At 56.7% G+C, this 17434-nt stretch carries 13 protein-coding genes; 5 read left to right on the forward strand and 8 right to left on the reverse strand.

All coding sequences use genetic code 11. The features are described from left to right. Positions 1–101: 101 nt before the first annotated feature. Positions 102–1367 (reverse strand): polysaccharide deacetylase family protein, encoded by a 1266-nt coding sequence (locus NJU76_RS12585; RefSeq protein WP_254529071.1) that lies wholly within the window; start codon positions 1365–1367, stop codon positions 102–104. A gap of 225 nt (positions 1368–1592) precedes the next feature. Between NJU76_RS12585 and NJU76_RS12590 the strand changes: the two genes are divergently transcribed. Next, the gene (locus NJU76_RS12590; protein WP_254529073.1) at positions 1593–2573 is read left to right on the forward strand and encodes a glycosyltransferase family 2 protein; all 981 of its coding nucleotides are present in this window, start codon (positions 1593–1595) and stop codon (positions 2571–2573) included. A gap of 187 nt (positions 2574–2760) precedes the next feature. Next, complete coding sequence (locus NJU76_RS12595; RefSeq protein ID WP_340681216.1) at positions 2761–3879, forward strand: PKD domain-containing protein; 1119 nt, start codon at positions 2761–2763, stop codon at positions 3877–3879. Between the two features lie 208 nt (positions 3880–4087). On the opposite strand, the gene NJU76_RS12600 is transcribed toward NJU76_RS12595, so the two are convergent. Then, positions 4088–5434, reverse strand: a complete 1347-nt coding sequence (locus NJU76_RS12600; RefSeq protein ID WP_254529082.1) for a polysaccharide deacetylase family protein — start codon at positions 5432–5434, stop codon at positions 4088–4090. A 250-nt stretch (positions 5435–5684) separates the two neighbouring features. Here NJU76_RS12600 and NJU76_RS12605 point away from each other — a divergent pair, with 250 nt between their 5' ends. Both NJU76_RS12605 and NJU76_RS12610 read left to right on the forward strand, forming a co-directional pair. After that, positions 5685–7379 (forward strand): asparagine synthetase B family protein, encoded by a 1695-nt coding sequence (locus NJU76_RS12605; RefSeq protein ID WP_254532463.1) that lies wholly within the window; start codon positions 5685–5687, stop codon positions 7377–7379. A 365-nt stretch (positions 7380–7744) separates the two neighbouring features. Then, positions 7745–8083: a hypothetical protein gene (locus NJU76_RS12610; protein ID WP_254529084.1), complete on the forward strand. Its 339-nt coding sequence runs from the start codon at positions 7745–7747 to the stop codon at positions 8081–8083. Between the two features lie 17 nt (positions 8084–8100). On the opposite strand, the gene NJU76_RS12615 is transcribed toward NJU76_RS12610, so the two are convergent. After that, positions 8101–8712, reverse strand: coding sequence for a DUF7344 domain-containing protein (locus NJU76_RS12615; RefSeq protein WP_254529086.1), 612 nt, complete (start codon positions 8710–8712; stop codon positions 8101–8103). A gap of 409 nt (positions 8713–9121) precedes the next feature. Here NJU76_RS12615 and NJU76_RS12620 point away from each other — a divergent pair, with 409 nt between their 5' ends. After that, a complete protein-coding gene (locus tag NJU76_RS12620) occupies positions 9122–10111 on the forward strand; it encodes a DUF1616 domain-containing protein (RefSeq protein WP_254532465.1) in 990 nt (329 codons plus the stop codon). A 614-nt stretch (positions 10112–10725) separates the two neighbouring features. Here NJU76_RS12620 and NJU76_RS12625 read toward each other — a convergent pair. Genes NJU76_RS12625 through NJU76_RS12645 form a run of 5 tightly spaced genes read right to left on the reverse strand, consistent with a single transcriptional unit; the run spans position 10726 to position 17185 of the window. Then, positions 10726–12714, reverse strand: a complete 1989-nt coding sequence (locus tag NJU76_RS12625; RefSeq protein WP_254529088.1) for a hypothetical protein — start codon at positions 12712–12714, stop codon at positions 10726–10728. Next, entirely contained in the window at positions 12704–13666 is a 963-nt protein-coding gene (locus tag NJU76_RS12630; protein WP_254529090.1) for a glycosyltransferase, read from the reverse strand. Before NJU76_RS12630 ends, NJU76_RS12625 begins: the two co-directional genes overlap by 11 nt. Positions 13667–13668: 2 nt before the next feature. Continuing rightward, positions 13669–14739, reverse strand: a complete 1071-nt coding sequence (locus tag NJU76_RS12635) for a DUF354 domain-containing protein (protein ID WP_254529092.1) — start codon at positions 14737–14739, stop codon at positions 13669–13671. Continuing rightward, entirely contained in the window at positions 14739–15785 is a 1047-nt protein-coding gene (locus tag NJU76_RS12640) for a glycosyltransferase family 2 protein (RefSeq protein ID WP_254529094.1), read from the reverse strand. The genes NJU76_RS12635 and NJU76_RS12640 overlap by 1 nt, the downstream gene beginning before the upstream one ends. Next, a complete protein-coding gene (locus NJU76_RS12645; protein ID WP_254529102.1) occupies positions 15785–17185 on the reverse strand; it encodes a nucleotide sugar dehydrogenase in 1401 nt (466 codons plus the stop codon). The genes NJU76_RS12640 and NJU76_RS12645 overlap by 1 nt, the downstream gene beginning before the upstream one ends. Positions 17186–17434 lie beyond the last annotated feature (249 nt).

A 17434-nucleotide genomic window follows, 5' to 3' on the forward strand; every position in this document is an offset into this window, starting at 1 on the left:
GAGAGAAGCGACTGATCGGTAGAATTGACCGACACGAGTGAGTTCGTCCGATATAGCTTCACGGCCGATGGAAACGCGTTCCGAAGCACTGCCGGGAAACATTACGATTCTAATAATTCTGTTGCTGTTACGACCTCGACGCTCTTTCCGTCGATGTATTTGAGAACGCTTTCGAACTCGCTCGTGGTGATGCCCTTTTCGTTACCGAAGTAGTCGAACTGTAACACCGCGAGTTGGCCGTACTCGGCGGCGTAGTCGACGTACCTGTCCGTTACCTCGCCGGCAGTGCCTGAGAAGAATCCGAGGTTGTACGGGTCGGTGAGCGGTAACGCATTCGGGCCGCCTCCGAACCGAAACGCCTGCTCGTGGTACTCCTCGACGAGATCACGGGCGGTCGGACTGAGTATATTCCGCGGTGTGATAAAGTGCTTCGCGCCGTTCTCGAAGCCTAGTTCCTCGAGATGTCTCTTCGTGCGTTCGATCATCCCCTTTTGCATATCGGGAGAAAACTCGTGAAGGAATTTCGAGCCAGTACGCGGTCGTGCCGCCATGTCCCAGCCTGCGTCTTTCATTTCCCCGAGTCTGTCGATGGTGAGCCTCCCGTCTTCGCCGATGGCTTCGGGGATGACCGCTTCGACACCCGCATAGTCGTACGACTTCATTATTTCGAGGGCGTCGGTGTAATGACTCTCGAGTATCCCGTCGAACAGGAGCATCACTTTTCCCGTTTTCGGACGATCGACAACTCGGAGGTCGTCGACCTGACAATCGATTCGACCGGTCATGTCACCGCGTCTCCGAACAGATAATCGAATTTGGCGAACGTCCGACAGATCGGGTTGGGTCTCGATCCGGCCAATGCCGAAGTCGACGCGTACCCACCGATCGGCTGGCCCGATGAGCGTTCGCTGCAACACGTGGGCGTTCTGTGAGTTCGGAGCGAACAACTCGAGCGTGAGGCGGAGCTGCCTGCGACCGGTGAATTTGACGGCCAGCGAGAGGTTCTTTCCGGCCAGGTCCATCCCGTCGGGAATACTCTTGTATATGCCCGCTGCTTCAGTCCCTTCACTCGCGGTGAGGTGGGCCGATTGCGACCCGGCGTACGGATCGTCCGTTCCCGCTCCGAGTTTGCCGCTGTCGATCAAGGCCGACCACTTGTCGAGGGACTCGAACTCCTCGATCGATTCGCCGGGTAGTCCCAATCCGTCGTCGGTGTCGGGCTGGTCGGAGTCTCCGTCGTTCTGTTTCTGCTTCGGGGAATTGTTTTCTCCACGCCACTTGTCTAACCGTGAAAGACAGCCGGATAGGCCGAGCGTTCCAGTCGCTGCAACAGTGGTCAAGATCGATCGTCGGTTTCGATTCGCCATCGACCGCGTCGATGAACTGTTTGACTTTTCTTATATGGTCATTAATTGACCCGTTCGGCCGGATTGCGTCGGTCCCCGGTTCACCAGAAAGTCGTCCGGTCGGTAACTTTGATCTGGATCGTTCGCCGCAAGTGTCACCGCCCGACTCAGTGTTCCGACTCCAAAACAACGTCCCCCGACTTATCTACGTGATAATAATCCGATGAGATGGGGTACTGCTGAGAAATGACTCGAGTCAGCGTTATTATCCCGACGTACAACAGAGCGACGAAGCTCCCGAATGCCATCGACAGCGCGCTCGATCAGACGATCGACGACCTCGAAGTGATCGTCGTCGACGACGGATCGACGGACGGCACCGAGTCTGTGTTAGCCGGGTACGACGACCAGCGCGTTCGACCGGTCGTTCACGCTACCAACCAGGGTGCCAACGTCGCACGAAACACGGGGATCGACCACGCGCGCGGGGAATATGTCGCTTTCCTCGATTCGGACGATAGATGGCATCCCCAGAAACTCGAGCGTCAACTTGCGTCCCTCGAGGACCGCTCGAGCGATTGGGTCGGCGTCTACTGCGATAAAACGTATGATCTCTCGGGAACGAACGGCTGGCTTCGGGGTGTCGCCGCGTCGGTTCTCGCTCGCGCAGATGACGTGCCCACCCGAGACGGTGGTGAGGAACTTATCGGAGAAATCCTCGCGGGCAACGTCCATCCGAGTGCGGGATCGACGCTGCTCGTCGAGACCGATGTCGCTAAGAAGGTCAACGGCTTCGACGAAACGCTCGATCGGTTTCAGGATCCTGAATTCTGTCTGCGGGTCCTCAAGCAGGGGAAGCTCGCGTACGTCGATGACCCTCTCGTCCGCTGTGAGGAGACCGGACATCCGCCGGCGGACGTGATTGCGAACGCGAGCAAGGAATACCTGGCGACGTACGAAGACGAAGTCGAACGGTTCGAGGACGAGGGTTACGAGATTCGTTCGACTCATGCACTGATCCTCGCAAAGCGGTATTTTGCGGAGGGCAGATTTCTTCGAGGAGCACTCCACCTCCGAAACGCTGCAGTATCACCGCGAACCTATCCCGGCGTCTGCTGGGTTGCAGGTGTTGGCGTTCGACGCCGGCCACTCCCTGTCGTCGTGACAGTGGCCGTGCTGTTGCTGTTGGTCGCGACGTCGTTCGGGAGGCGTGCACTTTCCTCGTGAGTAACACGTTTACGACTATTTCTGATTTGGAACGTTCTGGGGCAGCAGGTTTTAATTTCATACACTGATGCAGCATTGAAACAGTACTGTTTCTTCAGGTTATCATATCTGTATTAAAACGGGTCCCATCCCATCAATTCGATGGATGAGACCCGAAACACTCACGAACACACTCCCACGACGATCAGTGTTGGCTACGACAGGCGGATGTGTACTCGCAAGCGCGAGTATCACCGGTGCCGCCGGCCAGACCGACACGGGGGGTGTCTCTCAAGAGTCGTTCGCCATTCGTGAAGGAACGGCGGAAGAGACGACTGTCTATGTTACCACTGCAGATGCCGACGGGCCGACTGCCTTCGTTATCGGCGGAATGCATGGGAACGAAGTCGCTGGCTATACCGCTGCGGGAAAGATTTCTAACTGGACGATTGAGGTTGGCACGCTCGTTACGATACCTGAGTCCAATGCTGTCGCTATCGAACGGGGGACCAGGAACGACCAACACGGAAACAACCTCAACCGTGCATTTCCCGAGTGGTCAGAGCCCGAAACGGAACTTGCCCGAGCTATCTGGGATGTCGTCAGCAAGTACCAACCCGACGTCGTCATTGACCTCCACGAGTCGACCGGAATTTACGGTGGTGACGTAACGAACGGCGTTGGACAGGCGATTTTCACCGGCACCAATTCCGACGAGGCTGCTCAAGTCACGGACTTCGTCAATCGGAACTACGTCGACGACTCGGATCTCGTGTTCCAGGTCGGTGGATTCTCGTCTCCGGACGTCCAGCCGCGAGATCTACTCGTCCACAAGGCAGCCCGTGATCTAGGAGCCGACGCATTCCTCGCGGAGACTTACTCCGGCGTCGCACTCGAGAAGCGTGTCCAGTGGCATACGGCAATCGTCGAGCGGCTCCTCAAAGACGGGGTATCTCCGAGCGGGATTCTTTCCGACTCCGAACGGACCGTCGAGTCGCAGTCCCAAACCCAAACGATTGAGACGGCGAGCGTCGATAGCGGATCGACGACCGACAAACCGACCGCGAAGATCACCACGCTACCGACCTGGACCTCCGCTTCGTCCGTCCAAAAGGGCGAGACGATCACGCTCGACGGCTCCCAGTCGAAATCTCCCACTGGTGGCATCGACTGCTACGAGTGGAAGATCGGTCCCGACGGAACCTACGAACAAGCCGGACCAAAGATCGATGTGACGGTCGAGGAGAACAACTACCCAGTCACGCTACGCGTTAATAGCAACGGAGCGTCTGACACCGACGAAATTACGCTTTCGACTGGCTGTTGACATGTTGCCCCTCGGGTCCCTGCTCGTCCAGTCGCGGCGCCAGCGAACGGGACGGTTACCTCCTCAGTCGCGGTTGAGTATGTCACTCACTTCTGTACCGACGTTCGCTTTCGTGCCACCGTTTGATTTCTGTACCGACATTTGTGCGGAGAACGAGAACTGCATCCTGTAAGCGGTTACGATCGGAGTTAGCGACGAACGCGATAACTCAGCGGCCGCTTGCCCGCAGTTTCCAGAGGTCGTCGAACGTGATTACTTCAATGTCAGTATCGTTGATGTATTTGAGCAACGACTCGTAATCGTCCGCGGACATCGTGTTGTTGGCATCGAACCGGTGGAAGTTGAGAATCGTACACTGGTTGTATTGAGCGGCCAGGTCGATGCACCGTTTCGAAATTTCGAGGTCGTTCCCGATCGTCCGTGGCAACACGAGCGGATCGAATCCGTAGACGCTCGTCGTATTGACGTTGCCAGCCTGATTGAAGCCACCACAGTAGTGGTAGTTCGCTGCCTGTTTGAGGCTCGTTTTGTCGAAGCTGTTGTGCGGATGGACGATGTAGTTCGCTCCCTCCAGTTCGTTCTGGATGAACCACTCTTTGTCTCGTTTGAAATGTTCCGCAATCGTGGCTTCGTCTTCGAGTTCGTGAATGGGTTTGTGTGTGCCGTGAACGACGATCTGGTCGCCTTTTTCCTGGCGTTCCTGAACTTGCGAGAGCGACATGTATCCTCCTCCGGCCTGTTCGACCCGTCTCGGGATCACTGCCTGAACCGACGAGAAGCCGTACTCGTCGTGAAGTGGCGCGGCCGTCTCGTAATAGTCGGTCCATCCATCGTCCCAGCTCAGCATGACGTATCCCGTATCGGCTGTCTTGTGTGCGCGCAGGTCGTCGATCCAGACCTCTGCTTTCGGCTTCGAATGGAGGACGCGAATCTCGAGCCGGTCGAGGTAATCTAGCGATGGTTCGACCGAGGATTGCGTGAAGACGCCGGGACTCGATCGGAACCAGCCGACGTCGGGCATTCGATACGAGATATTCCGCAGGGAGTATACCTTCTGGTTGCCGAACTGGTCGACGATCCGCACGTTGATCGTGATTTGCATCGGCGTCGTCGTTCGCACCGCAAACGAGAGGTCCGTATCCGTCAGGTCTTCGCCCTGAAGGCTCTTTTCGACGGTGATATTCTCGCTTCCGTTCGACTGGAGTTTGAAGCTTTGTTCTCCGTCGAACACGATATCCGAATCTGCTTCCCCCGTTCCTTGAACGACGGTCCAGTTCTCGAGATTGCTGAAGTCGTCCAGCGATTTACCCGGTTGACCGTACTGTTTTCGGCTGTTAAGTTCGGTTTCGAGCGGTGGAACCCCATCCACGAGGCCAGGTATGGACGATCCGTCCGTCGAGTTTGACTTGTTGTTATTGTTGTTGTTATTGTTGTTATCTTTATTTTTGTTCCCCATCATGGAGTTGAATTGCTCCATACAGCCCGCCATCCCTGCAATTCCTGTCGCACCCGCGAGTGCGAGAAACCGTCTTCGTGACGCACGTTTCCGATCCATTAGCGAGACGAAATTACCGATAACGGCCACATTATTATAGATCCAATAGTCCCCCGACCTACTCGCTCAGATCGGCTTGTGATGGTCGTTTTGACCTTAAGAATAGCATAGTTATTGAAAACTCGGTAGACGGTTCACCGGAGAGACGTACGTGAGCAAACTTGGTCTGATGTTCGGTCGGCTCGGCCGGTTCGATCGGTATCCAGTCGTCCTCTCCGTGACCGTACGTCGTCTATGGTGATCTCAGATGATGAACAGGGAACTCTTTGGTGTATTTGGTGGGAGCGAGACGTTCGAGCGGCTCAGATCCAGTGACGAATTCGACGAGGTACTCCACGGATCGACGGTTACGGTCGGAATCAGGGATCCGGATCTCGGGGTCCCCGGGTGGAGCGCCACGTATGCCGGTGAGGAGGGATGCTGTCTCATCTGGGGAGAAATATACGTTCCCGATGACGATCAGAATGCTGCGCGGTGGCTCCTCGAAGAATACGAGACGGACGGTGCCAATGCACTCGCGGGACTCAACGGGTCGTATCTGGCCGTCGTGGACTCCGAGCAGAGCAGCGGGGCATTCGTCGCAACTGATCCGGTTCGATCACGGGAATGTTTCTATACTGACGATCCGGGCGTTCGCGTCTTCGGAACGGACGCCGCTGCGGTCGGGCGGACGCTCTCAGACCCGACGCTTCACGGGGACAGCCTCTTGGAGTTCCTCCATCTGGGAGTGACCCTCGGTGAGAAGACAGCGTTCACTGATCTGTGTCGATTGCCGATGGATAGTTGCCTCACGCCGAAATCGGTCGTCCCTCTGAACCGGTTCGTCTACCGCCCTCGGGAATTCGACTACGTAGGTGAACTTGCCGAACGGCTCGAGCGCGCCCTCCAGCGACGAGCCTCGTTACCTGGACGGAAGGGGTTGCTACTTTCCGCAGGCTACGACTCGCGTATCATTCTTTCGAAAGTAGCTGGCATCGAGCATAGCTACACGGTTGGAACCCCGAACGCGGCGGAGGTACGCGCTGCAAAACGACTTGCTTCCCAGTACGACGCAATCCACACCGCCTTTCGGCCCGACGAGCGGTATATCCGCCCCGAAGGCTCGAAGACCCGGTACACACACGGAATCAAAGAATCACTGCATATTCACCACGCCGGATACACGGACGAAATTCACGTTGACACGATGTACCACGGCCTCCTCTTCGATACGTTCATCCGCGGCCACTTTACTGCTGAGAACACCGTTGAAGTCCTCGGTAAACCCGTCCCAACCGGCCGCCTCGAATCTGACCCGAACCCCGTGGAAACGCTGCTCAAGAAGTTTGGCTACAGTCGCGAGGCCAGTCTCGAACTCGCCGAGTTGCTGTCTTTCGATATCGAACCGGAATCGTTCGTCAGGAAGGCTATCGCCGACGAACTCGAATCGGTACGAGACCGTGTCAATTCGATGCAGAACGCCCTCTCTTGTGTTGGCATCGCGAACCAGCCGTCGATCCCGTTTCACGTTCAGCTGTCGGATAATTTCCTCACACCTTTTCTGGCGACCGATCGCGAACTGCTCGATTGGCACCTCCGAACACCACCGGAATACCGAACGACGGAAACCTTCCTTCAGGCGTGTCAGCAAATCGATCCTCAGATCTTGCGACACAGACCACCGGATCGGCCGTACGATGCGACACTGCTCAACGAAGTGGAAGGATTCGTTCGCCGGAAAACGCCATTTCTCGCGTCGTTCGAATCGCCGTGGCCGAATCGTGAACTGCTCTTCGAGCGTCATGATCTCGATCGCCGACTGTTAGCTGATTTCGAGCACGTCCACACGCTCCCCGCCAGGCACAAGCTTCGAATTACAGATATCCGTGGATGGCTCGAGTACTGGTCACGGTCGCAAATTCAGTCACTTCCATGGTTGCGTCCACCGGAATCGTCGGTGGTATAGTCTCACGTTCTGTTACTGCTCCTCCCACACATTTCTATACGGTAATTGAGACTCTCTCGCAGACCAAATCAGGGGCCAAAACCGCTCTAACAACCATTTATTTCGTTCTCGATAATCGAACCGTGAAAATACTTATGTACCACGATAAGTTACGGCGGAATATGCGTCTGACGCCGTCCTGGTTTCGGTCATCGACGGACGTTCACAATGAGGAGCGTTCAGGGGACGCTGATCCCCCGTCTGGAGTGGTGATTTTCTACCCTCCTCAGACCGAGCACCTGGAGGGCGAGGGAGCCGCCAGACCGGTCGAAGAGTTTGTACCGGAATCCGACACGGTTCTTTTATCTACACTCGATCAAATGAACATGCCCGCGACCGTCGACGAAATAGCCGATACGTTGATCGAACCGCGACGACCGTCGATCGAAACCTGGGCATCGGTCCACGAGCGGCTTTACGAAGAACGACTGCCAGCACTCGACGAGTCGGAGGCAATCGAGTTCGACGAAACGCAAGGTATCGTCGAACGGAATTCGAATTATTCGAACAAGAAGCGTCTCCTCTTCCCCGCTGCGTTGGTTCTGCTCTCAATTAGCGTGTTGCTTGCTTTCGTCGCTGTCGTCTCAGCTCACATGCTGCTTGCAGCGACTATCACGTTCGTTACATCCTCGTTTGCAGTCTGGTTCGTTCCAGGATTGGTGTAGCGATCGTCCACCACTGGTCAGTTCATCACCCTGCTCACGGTGAGGACGGTAAAGAGGAAGAGTATCAGCGCACCTATGCCGATTCCAGAGAGGAACGAAACGAACGGCAACTCCATCACTGCACCGAGTAGGACTGCATAGCAGAGGACTGTTGCGCCAATGTAATAGTCGTCCCAGTTACCACTATCGCCGCTACGGTCGTCTGTCGTTTCGTCTGTCGAATCTAGCTCGAGGTACCTCTCGAACTGGTCAGCGAGCGGTTTTCGTTCGACGATACCACGATTTTGCTGGTAATCGATGACGCCAACTTCGTCGAGCTTCGAGAGATGCGACTGATAGAGAGGGATGTAGACACGCTGGCGTTGAGTCGACGTGAGCTCTTCGACGGTCGTATCGTGCTCCCACGCTGCGACTTGTTCCGCGACATCACGCATGCGTACGGGCCCTTCGGTCCCACGCAGATATCGGAGGACCAACCGCCGTCGTTCGTTTTGCAGTAGATGAAAGATGTCATCTTTCGAAAAAGCAGGCTCTTCAGCGGGGCTATCAGTCTCGTCGCTCCCACCCTGAGCTTCGTCATTCGCACTCGTCTCATCTACTGCCTCCGAGCTGATATGTTTCGCTTTCATTGCACCAGCCTTCACTTATCACAAGGGGATAATAAAGTATCGAATCCGTGTATTCATGTCATACTCAGTTTACACTATTCATACATAGTTCACATCGTTTCACGAAACTCTATTTCTTTTTCTGTTATTTTATTCTCCCGATATTCCGCCTCATGCTACCAGTATTAGCCTTCTTCAGATTATGGAGGAGGGTGTATATTTCGGTAATATAGCTTCCAGTAATCTCGTACTTTAAATCTGAATTTGGGTGTCTTGCATCTCATTGGACAGTAAAGAATGGCAGAACACTGTTTTGGGTCGTCTGTGTCGAGATAGTTATGCCTCATCCGCCGATGACCGTCGGACTGACCCCGTTGACTGGGGCTTATCTGGCTGATAATAAACCATCTTCCCTGCTATGGACGATGCAATGAGTAACGACCACTGGTGGTTTTTCGACCAGGCAGCCATCATCGCAGCGACTGGGTTCGTCACGTTCGCCCTTATTTCAGATGTGGGTGGTGTGATAAGAATAGTGATGGCGATGCCGCTCCTTCTCTTTTTCCCGGGGTATACGCTCGTCTCAGCCCTCTTCCCGGACAAGCCAAACGATGAATACCAATCCTTCGACGAAGAGAAGACTGGACTGGGAAATCCCCTGTTGGTATCCGGTGGACTCAAGCCAGTCGAACGCACTGTCCTCTCAGTCGTCTGTAGTGTTCTGCTCGTTTCGGTAATTTCCCTCATTTCGGCTTTGACTCCTAGGGGTTTGAGTGCCAAAACGGTGCTCCCCGGGATTTCGGTCCTCGTGGTCGTTCTCGCCCTTGTCGCGATCGTCGCTCGCTACCGGTGTCCCCTCGATCAACGATTTGTTCCATCGCTTTCGTTTTTCTCTCCGTTTTTCTCTCAGACACGGCCGGACAGTTTTGGCCACATTGACCGCCGACCGTATAACCTCGCAATCGCTGTCGGTTTGATACTGTTAGCGGCGAGCAGCGGATTTGCCGTCGCAAACCCCCCTCAGCCCGATGGCTTCACAGAATTTTCGGTTGAAACGGAGAACGTTACGGGTGAGATCGTTCCTCTGTACAAATCGTCGTACAATTCTGGTGAGCAACAGGAACTGCAGGCGTCGATTACGAACCAGGAACATGAGGAACGAACGTATACGACCGTCGTTCTCCTTCAGCAGGTGAACTACGGAGAGGGCGAAGCCACCGTAACCCAGTCGACCGAATTGGATAGGAAAACGACTACCGTCGCCGATGGTGCAACTCAGAAACAGGCGCTCAACGTTACTCCGACGATGCAGGGATCTAACCTCCGACTGATGTTGTTGCTCTACGAAAACGAGCCACCGGCCCAACCGACCGCTGACAATGCGTATCGGGTTATTCGCCTTCCGGTAGAGGTGAGATAGAGTGCGACTGGAAGCACTCCTGCTCTCGGTACCCTAACCGATTGTCGAACTGTTCGTAGGACCTCGTTCCCAGAAACCGTCGTTCCGTACTCCCGTTCGTGCATCGCTAATTCGATTGTCTGCCCACGTGTAACGCGGTGGCCGTTCATCGTACTGACCAAATCTTCGAACGCGTCAGTTCGATCTCGGGACGTTCACACTCACTCACAACTACACTCGGCTACGTTGGCGTAACGAGTAGCAACCAGATCACCGTTTGGTGGGCTTCGTATCTTCACCATCTCTGTCGTTTCTCGATTACCTTCTACGCCTCGGTAACGTAGTTGAGCTGTTCGGTCGTCTTGCAGCCACCCTTTCGAACGGAGTTCTTCAGTGATGTCCGCTTCCCCGATAGTCGATCATTGGGGTCCGTCCCGAGCAATGTACCCGTTGTTCGTGGTGCAGCGAAGCGAACGGTAAGAGTGGGCGATGCTACCCAGAAGACGGGCGACTGTCTCTCGCCGATCGAAACCCGGGTGGACACATCGATGTCCGCTACGGTGCAATCATTGAGCGGGCGCGTCTCGCCGGAGCGATTGCCGTGTAGCAGCGTAAGCGCGAGAGTGACGAGTCGATCAATTGAGTGCCGGAGAAGGTGTACACAACGTGACGTCTCCGTTCGTGTAGACTGTCGCCTGCTCGGGCCGACAGATCTGAGATTTAGAGATTTCCTCTATTTGTGGGGTCCCGTTGGCAGCATCGAAGTACGTCCCTGGGGATGATTGCCGCGACCGATACACCGTGTAGCTATAGTCATGTGTGCCTTCCGTAGGTATTATCGCGGGCTTGGTCTCGTATCTAGCATATGCACCATTTCGCCCGATTAGCGTCTGGTATGGATGATCAGTGTACAGTTCCTGCTCGGGTTGGAGCTCGCTCGCGCTTGGCCTGCCGGTAACATCGCCAATTGCATCAACCGCTGCGAGTTCCGACTGATCGTACGCGAGCCGTTCGTGATGTTTCGGGAACACGGGATTGTCGGCGTTGCTACTTGCGGCGAGCGCCATCGCCCCCGGATACAAGAGAACGATCAGAAGGAGGGAGCCGACGATTACCTGCGGGGAGAGGTTTTGTCTGAGGGCCCGGAGCCCGATCGCCCCGAGGATCGCCATCGGTGCGAAGAGGAACGCGAACCATCGCGTCGGGATGAAGTTATCGATACCAAACATGGGCAAGCCGAGGACGAACACGAGCATGAACGCCGCCGCGATCAAGAGTGTGAACACGGACTGCTCCGCGCGTCGTCTATGGAGGACGTACAGACAGCCGACGAACGTGATGCTGAGGAGGAGTAGGAAACCAAGATTGTCCACATAGGGAACTACCTGATCGAGCATCGTCGATCCGGATTCGGCACCTGTTTCGGCCGCGCTCGATGCGGAGGAACTAGTGATACTGAGGAACCCTGCACTCTCAGTGAGCGTTTGTTCGAAGTAAGACAAGACTGTCTTCAGGAACGAATCTTTTTGTCCGTACGGCGTTATCGACCAGACGAATATAGTCAGCCCGGCATCGAAGACGACGAGTCCGATGAGATTGACCGGCTTTTTCGTCCGGAAGACGCTCGTGTCGAGTCGGGTCAGCCCCAGTGGACCGATCACGAATATGAATTGCGCGATGAAAGCCGCAAGCAACAACACGAGCATGATGAACGTCGATACCTGATGAGTGAAGATAACGGCGATACTCATGAGGACGAGGAATGAAAAGTCTCGAGTCGTATACTCGATCCGCATCACACGAATAAGTGCATACATCACTGACAGGAAAAAGACCAACCCGAGGCTCGTCGGGATGATGTGCATCCCCCACCGTGCGACGTGACTGCCCATGGCATATAACGCCGTTGCCAGTACAGCCCATCGAGTGGACACGAGTAGGTTCGTCGTCGCGTAGATAAGTAGAACCGAGAGGGTCATCACGATGCCCAACGAGAGGTACAACGCGCCCCGGACGGGGATATCGTACAGGGCCGACGAGGTCGCAACCATCAGGTGGTAAAACGGGGACGCGTAATGCTTGTCGTGGGAGATTGCATGGAGGGATCCTTCCGAGAGGATCGACTGGACGAGTTGACTGTGCGTCCAGATGTCAATTCCGATATATCCCTGTGTCACGTACAGCGCGGTGAATCGGAAGACGGCCGCAAAGAGGATGACCTGAAGAAGCAGCAGGCCGGGGTTGAGATCGCGGTCGTTCGCAAACAGTATCTGTCCTATCACGAGTGTTCCGACGATACCCGAGGCACCGAAGAAGAGCGGGGTCCGCGTTCCCTGAGCGACCGTCAGTGCGATGAGTCCCGCCAGACCGACGAAAACGACACTGGGTAGCGCCATCGACACCTTCGAAGAAAAGGTCGGAAGCGCTCGCGCGTCGTCTCGCTGGTACAGAGAGACGATGTAGAGCGAACACGCGGTCCCGAGGACGAACGGGACGGTGTTGAGATAGATCTGTGAGGCGAACAACTGAAGCGGCAACAGCGCGAGGGCGAACAACAACCCGCCGATCGCAGCAATGGTATCGAGTCGGAACGGACGTAGCTCCGACAGCGAGCTATATCTCATGGCTGACCTCCGTACGTCGGACCGTTCCATCGGTTCGATCGAGGACGCGGCGATACACGTCGAGAATCCGATCTCCCATCTCTTCGAGTCCGAGCCCGTCGATTACTTCACGGCCGTCTGACCGGCGCGTGCCGTCGAGTACGCACTCGAGGCCGGCGACCAACTCGTCGTTCGTCGTGCCCACGATGCAGTTTTCGACGTCGCCAATGGTCTGGCGGACGAAACCGACGTCGGTCGAGACGATCGGTACGTTACAGGCGGCTGCTTCCTTGACGACCATGGGGCCGCTTTCTCGCCGCGATGTCACGAGCAGAACGTCGCTTGCGTTCATGTAGTAGGGCATTTCCTCGTACGGAACGGCGTTGATCGTACGGACCTCGAGGTCCACGTCGGCGAGGTCCGCGACGCGCTCGGCCCGCGAAAAGTCCTTGACGTCACGACTCGGATCGTACGGAAACAAAGCGATACGATCGTCTGGGTCCCAGCCGATACGGTCTCGAGCCTCCTCGCGCGGGATCGGCCTGAAAAGATCCGTATCGACGCCGAAGGGAACCTCCACGTGGTCAACGTCGAGTTCTCGGGACATCACCGGACTCGGCACGATCGTCGCGTCGGCGATTCGAGCGCCGATTCGGCTGATCTGACGCAGCCATCCCATGTCACTCATCACGTCAGTTCCCCACAGGCTCAAGACGACCGGACGGATCGGTTGGGCCAGTGCGAACGGTGCGACCAGCCCGTAATGGCCGTGGACGAGATCGTACTCGCCCGACAGGACGTGGGAAAGTACCTGCGGGTAAAAGCGCAGATAATCGAGCAGCGTCCGTGGGGAATCCGCGCTGTATTCCCCAGGAACGCCGATAACGGTACACTCGATGCCGCGATCCTCGAGGACCGCGATCTGCTGTTCGAAAAACGATCGCGTTGAGGTGATGAGATGAAGGACGTGCATGCTTATCCTAGATTCGGTGCAAGCGCAGAGTGATCTGGATCCGCTTCGGCGGTGGCCGTCTCGACCTGTTGGACGATGACGTCCGTCACGTCAATCTGATCCTCGAGAAGCCGGTCGCGTCGGCGCTGCCACTTCGACTGGTCGTTCTCTTCGATAATCGAGATCGCTCTCTCGATCGATTTGACGTGGCGATCTGCGCCGTTATAGCTGAACACGAGCCCGTACGTCTGGTCGAGTTCGGTCACGTATCCAAGCGCGAGGGAGTTTACGTACACGGCCGGCGTGCCGAGGACCGCGGCTTCTGCCGCCATCGTTGCTCCTTCTCCGACGAAACAGTCCGCGTAGGCCAGCAGATCGTGTATTCGGTCCGGTGCCAGATTGTAACGGTACGACTCGAGTTCGCTCGGAAGTTCGACTTCTGACGTGAGAAGGACGGTCGACCCGACGTCCTCGAGGCGGTCGACGATGTCGATCGGATCGTCGAATCCACCCTGGCCGAGGTCGTGTGAGGAGTCCCAGCTACTCAGACGCATCACGACGATGGTGTCGCTCGGCGTCAGGCCGGTATCGTCGAGGACCGAGGGGTCGGGCTCGAATCGGTCGGGATGCAAGTACGCGAGTTCGTGGTAGCCGGGGTACGTAACTTGCTTCGAGCCGATATCCCCACGATAGCACTCCGGCGTGCAGACGATATCAGCGAATGGGTATGCGAGTTTTTTGATGATCGTCGCGTGTTCCGTATCGTAGAAGACGACGCTCTTTGCGCCGACCACGGACGCGACGTGAGACGCGGCGACACCACCGATAGCCGTGATCACGTCCGGCTTTATTCTGCGCGCTCGACGGAGGAGCCGCGTCTCGTAGGTCGCTTGCACTGCGGCAAGCGAGAACAGCGAGTTCGATTCGCCGGCCAGCACTTCGTGGTCGATCTCGGCGCGCTCGAGCAGTTCGACCGTCACTTCGTTTTCGCGAGCGAAGACGTAGAGATCGTGGCCCAGCGATTCGAGTTCTCGGATCGCGTGTTTGAAAAAGTGAACGTGACCCGGGTGCTGGATCGTGACAATTACACGCATTAGCGACGCACCCCCAGCTGTGCGTTGTCCCGTATGTCGATTTGCATCGCGACCACGAGCAGCCCGGCACCGACCAGAAACGCGAACAGAGCAGCGATGGGGTCGCGGATGGACGGCTCGCCGCTGACCGCGTTCACAGCGCTGACGGTTGCGATGGCGACCGAACTGATCAGCACTGCAATCCCCGTCGTATAGCAGAGGACGGCAGGATGACGCCGGTCGGTGGTGAACTGTGCCCGCATCCGACGGAGGAAACCCCTGAGTAGGGTCACCGAGGTGAGCGGGATGAAGGTACGATACCGGATGGTACTCTCCTCGTCGTCGTAGACCGCCGGCATCGACACGTCGGCGATACGCATTCTCGCGATGTTCAGTCGGACGAGCAGATCGTTAGGGTAATCGTGATCGTCCGGAAGCGACTCGATGTCGACTGCCGAGAGTGCGTCATGCGAAATCGCAGTGTATCCGTTCTGGGGGTCCTGCAGACGCCAGTATCCGCTTGCGATCTTCGTGAGTTGGGTCAAGAGCCAGTTGCCGAAGAGACGGAATGGAGGCATCTCCCGCCGTGAGAGCTGATCGGCGAGTCGGTTTCCCTTCGCGTAGTCGGCATCACCTTCCACGATCGGGTCCAGCAGCGCCGAAAGTTGATCGGGATCCATCTGTCCGTCTGCGTCCATCGTGACCACGATGTCGACGCCGTCGTCCCGCGCTCTGATATAACCGGTTCGGAGCGCACCACCGGCACCCTGGTTCTCGGCGTGACGAATGGGGACGATCTTCGATCCGACGACGGCGCCACCGTCAGGAAGCGATGTCTGAAGTTGCTCGTCACCGTTGTCTACCGTTTCGATCCCGGTAGACTCGCTATCTGGCTGCCTCGAATGTGACGCGTACTCTTGGATAACATGCCAGGTGTCGTCGGTCGAGCGGTCGTCCACGGCGTAGATACGATCGACGAAGTCGGGCATCGTCGCGAATACGTCACCGATGTGACTCTCTTCGTTGTACGCCGGGACGATCACGCCGATCGTGTGTCTTCGGTACATTATAAACTGCGGTAGACGAGTTCGGCGTCGGCTGCGTCTTCCGGTTCGAACGCTCCGGCGATGTCGATCAAGGCGGCATCGTCGTCGAGGGCAGCTGCGATGTCGTCGATTTCGATGTCCGCAAATGCCGAGTGCGACGTCGTAAGGAGGATGGCGTCGAACCCGTCGGGCGAGAACGATTCCTGGACGTCGATGTCGAACGAGTCTCGAACTGCGTCAGCGTTCGCATATGGATCGTACCCAGCGACGTCGATGTCGAACTCACGGAGATGATCGACGACGTCGGCCACCTTCGAACTACGAATGTCGCTGACGTTCGATTTGTACGTCAGTCCGAGTACCAGCACGCGGCTTTCTCGCAGCGTCTTGCTACACTGGTTGAGTGCTTTGATAGTTAGCTCAGTTACGTGGTTCGGCATCGACTCGTTTACCTTCCGACTCGTAAGCGTCAACTCCGGATCCGCCCCTGCTCGTTTCGCGCGATGAGCGAAAAAGTACGGGTCGACCGGAATGCAGTGGCCACCGACGAGGCCCGGTCGGTAGTCGTGAAAGTTCCACTTCGTCCCCGCCGCCTCGAGCACCTCGCGTGTGTCGAGTCCCATCTGTTCGAAGATCATCGAGAACTCGTTGACGAGCGCGATGTTGACGTCGCGCTGGATGTTCTCGATGACCTTACAGGCCTCTGCGACCTCGATAGAGGGAGCGCGATGAACGCCCGCGTCGACGATCGATTCGTACAACGTGGCGACGTCCTCGAGAACTTTTTCGGACTGTGCACCGACGACCTTGACGACGTCTCGAAGTCCGTGCTCGCCATCCGCGGGGGTAGCGCGCTCCGGCGAGTAACCGACGAAGAAGCCCTCACCTGCGATTAGGTCGGATGCGTCCTCGAGCGCTGGAACGAGAATTTCCTGCGTCAAGCCAGGGTAGACCGTCGATTCGAGAATGACCGTCGTCCCGGGATTCATCTTCGAACCGACGGTAGTCGCCGCGCTTTCGATGTATCCCAGATCCGGCCGGTCGTCTTCGTCGATGGGCGTCGGGACGGTGATGATAACGTAATCGGCCTCGCCGATTACGCTCGCGTCGGTTGTGTACGCGATATCGCCGTCCTGAATCGCTTCGTCAGAGAGGTCACCGGTCGTGTCGGTACCTGCCTGGAGACGCTCTACCGTCGTCTCGTCGATGTCGTAGCCGATTACGTGATAGTTCGACTGCGCGAATCCGACAGCGAGCGGCAGTCCGACGTAGCCGAGCCCGACGACACAGATTGTCGCTTCTCGCGTCGACTGGTCCGACGGATGCTCGAGGGTTTGTCCGTCGCGACTCGTTTCGAGCGCGTGATGGTCGCTCTCTCGGTCGTCTGCTCGCTTCTCCGTGTCGCTGATTATCGTGGTCATGAGTGATGCGTTGTCGCCGCCCCGTCGTATTCGGTCGTGTGACGGTGACCGCGTTGTTGCCGCCCCGTCGTACTCGGTCGTGTGACGGTGACCGTTCGGTATCGTTGCGCCCGTGAATGTGCGGGGACGTTCGGCAGAATCGCTAAGTCGGTGTTGGGGGTTTACTATACCGCGTATAAACAGATGTGCCTGCTACAACGTGCGAAACCCCCTGTTGGTGGCCTGTTGGAAGCCATATCGGGCGAAAAG

It is taken from the genome of Natrinema gelatinilyticum (assembly GCF_024266705.1).
GTDB classification, from domain to species: Archaea; Halobacteriota; Halobacteria; order Halobacteriales; family Natrialbaceae; genus Natrinema; species Natrinema gelatinilyticum.

Coding starts and splice junctions, on each gene's coding strand:
- NJU76_RS12585 (WP_254529071.1), bottom strand. CDS start 1,367: ATGGCGAATCGAAACCGACGATCGATCTTGACCACTGTTGCAGCGACT.
- NJU76_RS12590 (WP_254529073.1), top strand. CDS start 1,593: ATGACTCGAGTCAGCGTTATTATCCCGACGTACAACAGAGCGACGAAG.
- NJU76_RS12600 (WP_254529082.1), bottom strand. CDS start 5,434: ATGGATCGGAAACGTGCGTCACGAAGACGGTTTCTCGCACTCGCGGGT.
- NJU76_RS12605 (WP_254532463.1), top strand. CDS start 5,685: ATGAACAGGGAACTCTTTGGTGTATTTGGTGGGAGCGAGACGTTCGAG.
- NJU76_RS12610 (WP_254529084.1), top strand. CDS start 7,745: ATGCCCGCGACCGTCGACGAAATAGCCGATACGTTGATCGAACCGCGA.
- NJU76_RS12615 (WP_254529086.1), bottom strand. CDS start 8,712: ATGAAAGCGAAACATATCAGCTCGGAGGCAGTAGATGAGACGAGTGCG.
- NJU76_RS12620 (WP_254532465.1), top strand. CDS start 9,122: ATGAGTAACGACCACTGGTGGTTTTTCGACCAGGCAGCCATCATCGCA.
- NJU76_RS12625 (WP_254529088.1), bottom strand. CDS start 12,714: ATGAGATATAGCTCGCTGTCGGAGCTACGTCCGTTCCGACTCGATACC.
- NJU76_RS12630 (WP_254529090.1), bottom strand. CDS start 13,666: ATGCACGTCCTTCATCTCATCACCTCAACGCGATCGTTTTTCGAACAG.
- NJU76_RS12635 (WP_254529092.1), bottom strand. CDS start 14,739: ATGCGTGTAATTGTCACGATCCAGCACCCGGGTCACGTTCACTTTTTC.
- NJU76_RS12640 (WP_254529094.1), bottom strand. CDS start 15,785: ATGTACCGAAGACACACGATCGGCGTGATCGTCCCGGCGTACAACGAA.
- NJU76_RS12645 (WP_254529102.1), bottom strand. CDS start 17,185: ATGACCACGATAATCAGCGACACGGAGAAGCGAGCAGACGACCGAGAG.